The 11,599-nt window shown below is 69.7% G+C and carries 9 protein-coding genes; 4 read left to right on the forward strand and 5 right to left on the reverse strand.

Annotation, left to right across the window (positions count from 1 at the left end):
* Nucleotides 1-98: 98 nt before the first annotated feature.
* Nucleotides 99-1,124, reverse strand: a complete 1,026-nt coding sequence (locus tag ACFWBT_RS37195; RefSeq protein WP_385707541.1) for an ATP-dependent 6-phosphofructokinase — start codon at nucleotides 1,122-1,124, stop codon at nucleotides 99-101.
* A 254-nt stretch (nucleotides 1,125-1,378) separates the two neighbouring features.
* Between ACFWBT_RS37195 and pta the strand changes: the two genes are divergently transcribed.
* From pta to pyk, 3 genes are all read left to right on the forward strand, one after another.
* Nucleotides 1,379-3,469 carry a phosphate acetyltransferase gene (gene pta / locus ACFWBT_RS37200; protein ID WP_385707543.1) on the forward strand — a complete coding sequence of 697 codons (2,091 nt, stop codon included), beginning with the start codon at nucleotides 1,379-1,381 and terminating at the stop codon, nucleotides 3,467-3,469.
* A complete protein-coding gene (locus tag ACFWBT_RS37205) occupies nucleotides 3,466-4,728 on the forward strand; it encodes an acetate kinase (RefSeq protein ID WP_385707545.1) in 1,263 nt (420 codons plus the stop codon). The genes pta and ACFWBT_RS37205 overlap by 4 nt, the downstream gene beginning before the upstream one ends.
* Before the next feature lie 96 nt (nucleotides 4,729-4,824).
* Nucleotides 4,825-6,255, forward strand: a complete 1,431-nt coding sequence (gene pyk, locus ACFWBT_RS37210; protein WP_356469922.1) for a pyruvate kinase — start codon at nucleotides 4,825-4,827, stop codon at nucleotides 6,253-6,255.
* Between the two features lie 90 nt (nucleotides 6,256-6,345).
* Here pyk and ACFWBT_RS37215 read toward each other — a convergent pair whose 3' ends face one another.
* From ACFWBT_RS37215 to ACFWBT_RS37230, 4 genes are all read right to left on the reverse strand, one after another.
* Complete coding sequence (locus tag ACFWBT_RS37215) at nucleotides 6,346-7,656, reverse strand: hypothetical protein (protein WP_385707547.1); 1,311 nt, start codon at nucleotides 7,654-7,656, stop codon at nucleotides 6,346-6,348.
* Nucleotides 7,646-8,224, reverse strand: a complete 579-nt coding sequence (locus tag ACFWBT_RS37220; protein ID WP_385707549.1) for a DUF6114 domain-containing protein — start codon at nucleotides 8,222-8,224, stop codon at nucleotides 7,646-7,648. The genes ACFWBT_RS37215 and ACFWBT_RS37220 overlap by 11 nt, the downstream gene beginning before the upstream one ends.
* A gap of 117 nt (nucleotides 8,225-8,341) precedes the next feature.
* Nucleotides 8,342-8,977: a DUF6230 family protein gene (locus ACFWBT_RS37225; RefSeq protein ID WP_385707551.1), complete on the reverse strand. Its 636-nt coding sequence runs from the start codon at nucleotides 8,975-8,977 to the stop codon at nucleotides 8,342-8,344.
* A 619-nt stretch (nucleotides 8,978-9,596) separates the two neighbouring features.
* Nucleotides 9,597-10,571, reverse strand: a complete 975-nt coding sequence (locus ACFWBT_RS37230; RefSeq protein ID WP_385707553.1) for a tetratricopeptide repeat protein — start codon at nucleotides 10,569-10,571, stop codon at nucleotides 9,597-9,599.
* 245 nt (nucleotides 10,572-10,816) lie between these two features.
* Here ACFWBT_RS37230 and ACFWBT_RS37235 point away from each other — a divergent pair, with 245 nt between their 5' ends.
* Nucleotides 10,817-11,473 (forward strand): TetR/AcrR family transcriptional regulator, encoded by a 657-nt coding sequence (locus tag ACFWBT_RS37235; protein WP_385707555.1) that lies wholly within the window; start codon nucleotides 10,817-10,819, stop codon nucleotides 11,471-11,473.
* Nucleotides 11,474-11,599: the final 126 nt, after the last annotated feature.

Here is an 11,599-nt window from a genome sequence, read left to right on the forward strand (position 1 = left end):
TGCGGCTTGTGGGGGGGCGGGCGGGCGCCCCGCCGCGCCGCCCCCCCCCCCCCCCCCCCGGCCGCGGCGTCCGGCCGGGGCCTTCGCCGCCGAGGGGGCTAGAAGACCGACTCCGCCTCGTCCATCCGGTCCTTCGGCACCGTCTTCAGCTCGGTGGTCGCGTCCGCGAGCGGCACCATCTCGATGTCCGTGCCGCGCAGCGCGGTCATCTTGCCGAAGTCGCCGCGGTGCGCGGCCTCGACGGCGTGCCAGCCGAAGCGGGTGGCGAGGACACGGTCGTACGCGGTCGGCGAGCCGCCGCGCTGGACGTGGCCGAGGATGACCGGCTTGGCCTCCTTGCCGAGGCGGCGCTCCAGCTCGTAGGCGAGGGCGGTGCCGATGCCCTGGAAGCGCTCGTGACCGAACTGGTCGATCGCGCCGTGGCCGTAGTCCATGGTGCCCTCGGCGGGGTGGGCGCCCTCGGCGACGCAGATGACGGCGAACCGCTTGCCGCGCGCGAAGCGCTCCTCGACCATCGCGGCGAGGTCGGAGGGGTCGAAGGGGCGCTCGGGCAGGCAGATGCCGTGGGCGCCGGCCGCCATGCCGGACTCCAGGGCGATCCAGCCCGCGTGCCGGCCCATGACCTCGACGACCATCACACGCTGGTGCGACTCGGCCGTGGTCTTCAGACGGTCCATGGCCTCCGTGGCGACGCCGACGGCGGTGTCGAAGCCGAAGGTGCGGTCCGTCGCGGAGATGTCGTTGTCGATGGTCTTCGGCACGCCGACCACGGGCAGGCCCGCGTCCGCCAGCATCCGGGCCGCCGTGAGCGTGCCCTCGCCGCCGATCGGGATCAGGACGTCGATGCCGAACTCGCGGGCCATGTCCTGCGCGTTGTCGCAGGCCTCGCGGAGCCGGTCGCGCTGCAGCCGGGAGGAGCCGAGGATGGTGCCGCCGCGGGCGAGGATGCCGCTGACCGCGTTGAGGTCGAGGGTGCGGTAGTGGCCGTCGAGAAGCCCGGCGTAGCCGTCCTCGAAGCCGATGACCTCGTCCCCGAAGTTGGTGACCGCTCGGTGCACGACCGACCGGATCACTGCGTTCAGGCCAGGGCAGTCGCCGCCTGCGGTGAGAACTCCGATGCGCATCGTGCTGTGTCTCCTGCTCCCTGCTGATTCGTGTGAGCCAGTCCGATTGTTTCATGGCCCGAGGTGCCCCGCCGATTCCCTCCGCCGGGCGTCCGCCGGCGGGCCGGAACGCCGCTCCCGCCCGACCAGGAGGTTTGCCCTGGCGGGCGTCCTAGCCAGCGCCGGAGGTATTGTCAAGAGGGTTCTGCTCACGTTGGTGGGCCCTTTTCCGAGCCCAGAAAACCGCCTGGCGACGAGACGGATGGAGAGCACGCGTGACGCGCAGCGTGTACGTGACCGGGATCGACCGAGGTGACGGCCGCCAGGTCGTCGAGCTGGGGGTCATGGAGCTCCTGACCCGCCAGGTCGACCGGGTGGGGGTGTTCCGTCCGCTCGTGCACGACGGTCCGGACCGGCTCTTCGAGCTGCTGCGGGCCCGCTACCGGCTGGCGCAGGACCCGGCGACGGTGTATGGCATGGACTACCACGAGGCGTCCGCGCTCCAGGCCGAGCAGGGCACCGACGAGCTGGTGTCCACGCTCGTGGACCGGTTCCACCTGGTCGCCCGCGACTACGACGTCGTCCTCGTCCTCGGCACCGACTTCTCCGCCACCCAGGTCCCCGACGAGCTGGCGCTCAACGCCCGCCTGGCGAACGAGTTCGCCGCGTCCGTGATCCCGGTGGTCGGCGGCCGGGGCCAGAATGCCGAGTCGGTGCGCGCCGAGGCACGCAACGCCTATCGCGCGTACGACGGGCTGGGGTGCGACGTCCTCGCCATGGTGGTGAACCGGGTGGCCCCGGAGGACCGGACGGAGATCCTGGAGCGGCTCGACTCCCGTCTCCCGGTGCCCTGTTACGTCCTGCCGGACGAGCCCGCGCTCTCCGCTCCCACCGTCGCGCAGATCACCCACGCGCTCGGCGGCAAGGTGCTTCTCGGCGACGACGCGGGGCTCGCCCGTGACGCGCTCGACTTCGTCTTCGGCGGCGCGATGCTGCCGAACTTCCTCAAGGCGCTGACCCCGGGATGCCTCGTGGTCACGCCGGGGGACCGGGCCGACCTGGTGATCGGCACGCTGGCCGCGCACAGCGCCGGCACCCCGCCCATAGCCGGCATCCTGCTCACCCTGGACGAGCGGCCCAGCAGCGAGATCCTGACGCTGGCGGCCCGCCTCGCGCCCGGCACCCCGGTCGTCTCGGTGGCCGGGAACTCCTTCCCCACCGCGGAGGCGCTCTTCGCCATGGAGGGCAAGCTGAACGCGGCCACGCCCCGCAAGGCGGAGACCGCGCTCGGCCTCTTCGAGCGGTACGTGGACACCACCGACCTGCTCAAGCGGGTCTCCGCGCCCAGCAGCGACCGGCTCACCCCGATGATGTTCGAGCACAAGCTGCTGGAGCAGGCCCGCTCCGACCGGCGCCGCGTCGTGCTGCCCGAGGGCACCGAGGAGCGCGTCCTGCACGCCGCCGAGGTGCTGCTGCGCCGGGGGGTCTGCGATCTGACCCTGCTCGGCCCGGTCGACCAGATCCGCAAGAAGGCCGCCGACCTCGGCATCGACATCACCGCCACCCAGATCGTCGACCCGCAGACCTCCCCGCTGCGGGACTCCTTCGCCGAGCAGTACGCCCAGCTCCGCGCCCACAAGGGAGTCACGGTCGAGCTGGCGTACGACGTCGTCGCGGACGTGAACTACTTCGGGACGCTCATGGTGCAGGAGGGTCTCGCCGACGGCATGGTGTCGGGGGCCGTGCACTCCACGGCCGCGACCATCCGGCCCGCGTTCGAGATCATCAAGACCCGGCCGGACGCGAAGATCGTCTCGTCCGTCTTCTTCATGTGCCTGGCCGACAAGGTCCTGGTCTACGGCGACTGCGCGGTGAACCCCGACCCGAACGCCGAGCAGCTCTGCGACATCGCCATCCAGTCGGCCGCCACCGCGGAGCAGTTCGGCGTGGAGCCGCGGATCGCGATGCTGTCGTACTCCACGGGCACCTCGGGTTCGGGCGCCGACGTCGACAAGGTGCGCGAGGCGACCGAGCTGGTGCGGCGGCGCCGCGGCGACCTGAGGGTCGAGGGGCCCATCCAGTACGACGCCGCCGTCGAGCCCACGGTCGCGGCGACCAAGCTGCCGGGGTCGGAGGTCGCCGGACAGGCGTCCGTGCTGATCTTCCCCGACCTCAACACCGGCAACAACACGTACAAGGCCGTGCAGCGTTCGGCCGGCGCGATCGCCGTCGGTCCGGTGCTGCAGGGGCTGCGCAAGCCCGTCAACGACCTGTCCCGCGGCGCGCTCGTCCAGGACATCGTCAACACGGTCGCCATCACGGCGATCCAGTCCCAGACCCCCGACCAGAAGGCTTCCCAGCAGTGAGCGCCCACCCGTCCCCCTCCGCCGCCCTCCCGGACGAGCCCGGCTCCCCGCAGGCCACCCGTGTCCTCGTCCTCAACTCCGGTTCCTCGTCGGTGAAGTACCAGCTGCTCGACATGCGCGACAGCTCACGGCTCGCCGTCGGTCTGGTGGAGCGCATCGGTGAGGGAACCTCGCTGCTGCGGCACACCGCGCTGACGACGGGTGAGACCCGCGAGAGGGCCGTCGAGTTCGCCGACCACGAGGCCGCGCTGAAGGCGGTGGCCGCGGAGCTGGGGGTGGACGGACTCGGCCTGGACTCCCCCGAGCTGGCCGCGATCGGCCACCGGGTGGTGCACGGCGGGAGATCCTTCACCGAACCGACGGTGATCGACGAGAAGGTCCTCGCGGAGATCGAGCGGCTGATCCCCGTGGCGCCGCTGCACAACCCGGCGAACCTCACCGGCATCCGCACCGCGATGGTCCTGCGCCCCGACCTCCCTCAGGTCGCGGTCTTCGACACCGCGTTCCACACGACGATGCCGGAGTCGGCCGCGCGCTACGCGATCGACGTGGCGACCGCCGACGAGCACCGCATCCGCCGGTACGGCTTCCACGGCACCTCGCACGCCTATGTCTCCCGCGCGACCGCCGAGCTCCTCGGCAAGGCGCCCGAGGAGGTCAACGTCATCGTCCTGCACCTGGGCAACGGGGCCTCGGCGTCGGCGGTGCGGGGCGGGCGGTGCGTGGACACCTCGATGGGACTCACCCCGCTGGAGGGGCTGGTGATGGGAACACGCTCCGGCGACGTGGATCCGGCCGTCATCTTCCATCTGGAGCGCGTCGGCAACATGTCCACGGACGAGATCGACACCCTGCTCAACAAGAAGAGCGGTCTGATCGGTCTGTGCGGCGACAACGACATGCGGGAGATCCGCCGCCGTGTCGACGAGGGCGACGAGCGGGCCCGGCTCGCCTTCGACATCTACATCCACCGCCTGAAGAAGTACATCGGCGCCTACTACGCGGTCCTCGGCCGGGTGGACGCCGTCGCCTTCACCGCCGGAGTGGGCGAGAACGCCGCCCCGGTGCGCGAGGCCGCGATCGTGGGCCTGGAGGAACTGGGGCTCGCGGTCGACGGCGATCTGAACGCCGTGCGCGGCGGTGAGCCCCGGCTCATCTCACCGCCGTACGCGCGGGTCGCGGTCGCCGTGGTGCCGACGGACGAGGAACTGGAGATCGCCACACAGACGTATGCGCTGGTCGGAAAGGGCACTGCCTGAGCGGGCCGGAGAGCCACGCCTGAGCGGCCGCCCGCCCATTTGTATCTTCCACCAGACGGAATATTCCGTAGCGAAACAAACCGATAGGATCGCCCCATGCGCCGTTCGAAAATCGTCTGTACTCTCGGCCCCGCGGTCGACTCCCACGAGAAGCTGGTCGCCCTGATCCAGGCCGGCATGAATGTGGCCCGCTTCAATTTCAGCCACGGTTCCCACGCCGAGCACCAGGGCCGTTACGACCGTGTCCGGGCCGCCTCGGCCGAGACCGGTGTCGCCATCGGTGTGCTCGCCGACCTGCAGGGCCCGAAGATCCGCCTGGAGACCTTCGCCGAAGGCCCCGTCGAGCTGGAGCGTGGCGACGAGTTCGTCATCACGGCCGAGGACGTGCCGGGTGACAAGCAGATCTGTGGCACGACCTACAAGGGTCTGCCCGGTGACGTCTCCAAGGGCGACCAGATCCTCATCAACGACGGCAACGTCGAGCTGCGCGTCGTCGAGATCGACGGCCCCCGGGTCAAGACGGTCGTCATCGAGGGCGGCGTGATCTCCGACCACAAGGGCATCAACCTGCCCGGCGCGGCCGTGAACGTGCCGGCGCTGTCGGAGAAGGACGTCGAGGACCTGCGCTTCGCCCTGCGGATGGGCTGCGACATGGTGGCGCTGTCCTTCGTGCGCGACGCCAACGACGTGAACGACGTCCACAAGGTGATGGACGAGGAGGGCCGCCGCGTCCCCGTCATCGCCAAGGTGGAGAAGCCGCAGGCGGTCGACAACATGGAGGGCGTCGTCGCGGCGTTCGACGCCGTCATGGTGGCCCGTGGCGACCTCGCCGTCGAGTACCCGCTGGAGCGGGTCCCGATGGTGCAGAAGCGCCTCGTGGAGCTGTGCCGCCGCAACGCCAAGCCGGTGATCGTCGCGACCCAGATGATGGAGTCGATGATCACCAACTCCCGTCCGACGCGCGCCGAGGCCTCCGACGTGGCCAACGCGATCCTGGACGGCGCGGACGCGGTCATGCTGTCGGCCGAGTCCAGCGTGGGCGCGTACCCGATCGAGACCGTGAAGACGATGTCGAAGATCGTCGTCGCGGCCGAGGAGGAGCTCCTCTCCAAGGGCCTGCAGCCGCTGGTCCCGGGCAAGAAGCCGCGCACGCAGGGCGGTTCGGTCGCCCGCGCCGCCTGCGAGATCGCCGACTTCCTCGGCGGCAAGGGCCTGGTGGCCTTCACCAAGTCCGGTGACACCGCCCGCCGGCTCTCCCGCTACCGCGCCTCGCAGCCGATCCTGGCCTTCACCACGGACGAGGGCACCCGCAACCAGCTCACGCTGAGCTGGGGCGTCGAGTCGCACGTCGTGCCGTTCGTGAACAGCACCGACGAGATGGTCGAACTGGTCGACCGCGAGCTGCAGAAGCTCAAGCGGTTCAACGAGGGCGACGTCGTCGTGATGACCGCCGGTTCGCCCCCCGGCGTCCCCGGCACCACCAACATGGTCCGGGTGCACCACCTGGGCGAGGCCGGCCACGCCTGATCCCCACCCCCCGTACGCCGCTGAGGGCGCCCCCTGTGAACAGGGGGCGCCCTCAGCGTCTGTGCGGCTCCCGGACGGGCTCTGGACGACTCAGCCGGTCGTGTACTGGTGCAGTCCGGGGACGGTCAGGGTGCCGCCGAACTGACCGGCCTGAACGACCTTCACCTTGGTGAAGTAGATCAGCGGGATGTTCAGCGGCGGCGGGTTCTCCGGGTCGAACGTGATCGGGATGAGCCCGAGCAGGTTCCCGGAGATGCTCTCCGTGTACATGATCGTCTTGCCGTCACGGATGGTGGACGTCGAGCCCTTGGCAGCCTGCACGTGGTAGGTCTTGCCGGCCTGCTTGTCGTCCACCGTCTGGTGCAGGTCCCCGATGTCGGTGCCGTCGGAGATGACGTACTTCAGCACCTTCTTGACGCTGCCGTTGGCCGTCCGCACCTTGACTATGCCCTGGTAGTCGGCGCCCTTGAGGAGCAGGGAGCTGGCGTTGAGGTACCAGGGGTCGTCGGGCAGGGTGACCGGGTTGTCGACGCCGCCCTCGTCGTCGGTCGCGACCGGGCAGTCCGAGGCGTCCGTGGTGGCGCTCGCCGAGGGGCTGGGCGTGGCGGTGACCGCGTCGGCCGCCGCTTCCTTGACCGTCTCGGTGGTGTCCGAGGCCGCCTTCGTGGCCGCGTCGGTGGTGTCCTTGACGGTCTTCTCGACCGTGTCGACGGCCTTGTCGGTCGTGTCCTTGACGGTGTCCGAGGCGCTCTTGCCGTCGGACGCGGCCGTGTCCTCGCTCGCGCTCGCCGAGGCGGACGGCGTGGGTGTGGAGCTCGCCGTCTCGTCGGGCGTGAGGATGTCCTTGATGGCGTCGCCGACGCCCAGCGGGTCGAGCGGGTTCTTGCTGCTCTCCGACGCCGAGGGGGTCGGTGTGGCCGCGCTGTCCGCCGCCTTGTCCGACGTGCTCGGGGAGGAGGACGACGCGGAGGGGGCAGGCTCGGCCTTGTCGTCGGAACCTGAATCCGACGAAGAGTCCTTGCCCGGCTCCGCGGAGCCCGACGACGCGGAAGGGGTCGGTGTGGCCTCGTCGGACGACTCGCTCGCGCTCGCCGAGGCGGAGGGCGACGCCGTGTCCGACGCCTCCTTGTCGTCCTCGGAACCGGTCACGGCCTCGACGCACGCCTGGTACTCGTCGGCCGTGAGACTCCTGGACGTGGAGTGGTCCTCGGCCTGGGCGAGTGTCGGGGTGAGGCCCATTCCCATGAGCACCGCCGTCGGCATCGCCGCTATGGCTATCGCCTTGCCGGCGGGCATCTGGAACCTGGTGAACAGCGGCTTCCTGGGGGCCGCGTGTCGCGGCCCGGTTCTCACACGGGACTCGTCCACATCAGTCCCGTGGGTCACCTCGTCAGCCGGCACTGTGCCTCCCGTTCGCCCCGTTGGTCGGGCTCGTTCCTGACAGATCGTTCGGGTCGCCCACAGCGTCCGCCGGCTTGCCGAAGTCGACGGGCTGAGCCGCCGGGTCGACCGGCTGGTCTCCCGTGTCGAGAGACTCCGGCGCGACGAGCTCCTCGGCGGGCTCGCCCGGAACCCAGGAGACCGCCATGGCTCCGCCGATCAAGGCGAACAGGAAGCCGATGAGGAAGCCGCCCAGGTTGGACACCGGGAGGGACACCAGAGCGAGGAGGATCGCCGCGACACCCGCGAACGTCCGTACGTGCTTCTGGAACCAGAGGCTGATCCCGAGGACGATGAGGAGTACGCCGATGATCAGGGAACCGGCACCGGCGGTGGTGGACATCGCCAGCGTCAGGTGGCCGAGCTGAAGGTTCGCGTACGGGAAGTAGGCGATCGGAAAACCGCCGAACACGATGAACAGACCGGCCCAGAACGGGCGGTCGCTCCTCCAGTTGCGGAAGTTCCGCCGGAACACCTGAAGGTAGTGCTCATCGTTCTGGCCGGGCGCGGCAGGAGTCTCGGCGCTCATGGAAACAGCTCCCTGGAACGGCTTTGCTGTGAGAAGTACGTCTTGAGTGCTCCGCGTACGACATGCGGAGCGGGGCGGGCGAAGCGGCCTCAGCCTCCTCGCCCGCCCCAGGGGTGCTTAGTAGCACTCCTTGACGCCGGCCTTGACCGACATCTTCAGACCGCTGAGCTTGAACGTGCCGGCGGTGGTCGCCCACGCCGTCTGCTTCACGTCGGTCAGCGTGGCCGACTCGGCCTGCTGGGCGAACCCGTACGGGTTGGCCTGCTCGCCGCCACCCTTCATGCCCGGACCCTTGGTCGAGTCCTTGGCGGCAACACCGATGTCGATGCCGCGGAACGTCGCGTTGGCCTCGAGGTCCTCGACGTCGATGTACAGGTTGTCGGCCTCGACCGGCGTACCGTTGCCGCCGGCCTTCAGCACGAGGCTGACGGAACCGAAGAACGGGACGTCCGGGGTGACGACCGACTGACACATGTTGGTGATCTTGGCGTTCTTGAACGCCGAGACCGCGACGGGGTGAGCCGTCTTCTCACCCTTGAGGGTGTAACCGGTGTCGATCGCCCCGTACTGGGAGAAGCCAGTACCGTCGAGCTTGTCCGCCGACACCTTGAACGACTGACCCGAGACGCTGAACGACGCGGCCAGAGCGCCCTGCGCGAGGGCGACACCTATCGCTGCCGTGGCGGCCACGCTGGGCACCATTACGACCGCGAACCGCTTCCATCTGGTTCCGCCACGCACCTGGGACTCCATATTTCCTCCTTCTCGGACGTACATCTCCTGACCCTGACTGCCACGTTGCGGCGGCTCAGCCGGGCAGGGATGGGAGAAGTGCTACGTCCTCGGGAAGGAGAGCGCCCGTACCCAAAAGTGCGATTGCACCTGAATCACCGGCGATCACCCCCGAGCGACAACCACTGGTCGCGCCTGACACACATCACGCACAACCTGCTGGACAGGCTCTGCCGGACGGCAAAGACCCCCCTGCCCAAGAACCGACCGCACTGCCGTCGGTCCTACTCGGTGGGGACCCAGAAAGTCCGCCGACCCGATTGGCTGTCGGGGTGCGGTAATGGACCGAGCGTCGCCGATCGTGGTGCATTCTCGCCGCGCGCACAAGGGGGTTCGTTACTGGCTAGTAACGGCGGGATAACCGAACAACGACCCGTCGGTATCGGGTGGCGACGCAGGGTGGTGCCACCTGGGGTGACACAACGGTTTATTGATGGACGGAACCAGACAGTTCAACGCCCTCGACTTACTACGAGTAACAGCGGCCGCGTTTACCAAGTTTTGGTAAAGCGCGGCCACTTGCCCCTCTGTCGGCCAATCTTTCACCTGGGCATCACAGGCCCTGGCGTTTAGGGACAGGTCAGAACAGCGCCCTGGCCAGTGCCCTGCGCGCCCCGACAACGCGCGGGTCGTCGGCCCCGACCACCTCGAAGAGCTCCAACAACCGGAGCCGTACGGCGTCCCGGTCGTCGCCCGCCGTGCGCCGCACCGTGTCGATGAGCCGCCCGAAGGCGTCCTCGACATGGCCTCCGACCAGGTCCAGGTCGGCTCCGGCGATCTGCGCCCGCACGTCGCCGGGCTTCTCGGCGGCGTCCTTGCGCACCTGCTGCGGATCGAGACCCTGCACCCGATGGAGCAACTCGGCCTGGGCCAGGCCCAGTTTGGCCTCCGTGTTGCCCGGGTCGTCGGTCAGGACGTTCTTGTAGGCCTGGACGGCACCGCCGAAGTCGCCCGCGTCCAGCGCCTGTACGGCGGCCTCCAACAGCGCGTCGTACGGTCCGGCCGGCATCTCGGGCTCGGTGACCCCGACGGGCTCGGCGTCCCCGTCGACCGTCAGGCCGGTCAGGCCGAAGCGCTGCTCGGCGACCTGCACCAGCTGGTCGAGGGTCCCGCGGATCTGCGCCTCGGCGGCGGCCCCCTGGAAGAGCGGCAGGGCCTGACCGGCCACCACCGCGAAGACGGCCGGAATCCCCTGGACCCCGAACTGCTGCATCAGCATCTGATTGGCGTCGACGTCGATCTTGGCGAGCACGAACCGCCCGTTGTACTCGACGGCCAGCCGCTCCAGGACCGGGCTCAGCTGCTTGCAGGGCTCGCACCACTCGGCCCAGAAGTCGATGACGACCGGCACCTCGGTGGAGCGCTGCAGGACATCCTGCTCGAATCCCGCCTCGTCGACGTCGATGACAAGGCTCGCGGGAGTCACGGCCCCGCCTCCGCCGCCCTGCCTGGCCGCTTCGGCGCGCGACTGCTCCGCCTTCGACTTGGCCTCCTGGGCCGCCTTCACCGCGGCGAGGTCGACGACTCCGCTCATGGACATGTTCCGTGGCTGCATGAGTACATCCTCCCCCTTCCTCGCGCACGTGTGAAAAGCGTCGTGAAAGCCAAGCCGTGTCAGGCCTGTTCGGCGCCGGGTCCCCACCTGACGCCTGTGCGGTTGTCGCCGCGGTCGAGCTTTCGCTACGAGTCGTAGCGTAACTGTACGGAGACCTGCCCGTGTGCCGTCTTCCGGTGATCTCCCTCACGGCTTCACATAACCGCCGGATATCGACGGTGAAGGGGCCAGATATGGTCACTGACATGCAATGTCGCTCCTCGGCCGCCCGCACGGGCCGCCCCCGCAGCGCCGCCGCGGACGCCGCGATCCTGGAGGCGACACGCGCCGCGCTGGTCGAACTGGGCTGGTCCAAACTGACGTTGGGGTACGTGGCGACCCTCGCCGGGGTGGCCAAAACGACCCTCTACCGCCGCTGGGCGGGCAAGAACGAGCTCGTCGTCGACGCGGTGGCCGTCCTCTTCGACGAACTGGAACTCCCCGACCGGGGCAGTCTGGCCGCCGACATCGAGGGTGTGGTGCTCCAGTTCGCGGCGATCCTGGACCGCCCGGAGGCGAAGACGGCGCTGATGGCCGTGGTGGCGGAGTCCACCCGTGACGAACCGCTGCGCGAACGCATCCGCACCTCGATCGTCGACCGTCAGAAGCGCCTGGTCATGGAGGGCCGCGCGCGCGCCCAGGCCCGGGGCGAACTCCCCCCGGAGACGGACCCGGCGGCCGCCGCCCGCACCGCCGACCTGATCTTCGACGTGGTCGCCGGAGCGGTGGTCCATCGCACCCTGGTCAGCGCGGAACCCGCGGACGAGGAGTGGGTGCGCTCGTTCACCCGAATCCTGCTCCTCGGCCTGACCGGCGCGACGACCTCCGGCCCGGTCCCCCCGGAGGCGACCTCCGGCCCCTGACCGACGCGACGCAGCGGGCGTCCGGCGTCGGCGCGTTGCGGGTCGGGGTCGGGGAAGATTTCAGCCCCTCCGGCGTTTGAGGAGCGGGGTCCGGGGCGGAGCCCCGGGTACGGGAAGGGCAGGGGC

The organism is Streptomyces sp. NPDC060027, assembly GCF_042737005.1.
GTDB lineage: Bacteria > Actinomycetota > Actinomycetes > Streptomycetales > Streptomycetaceae > Streptomyces.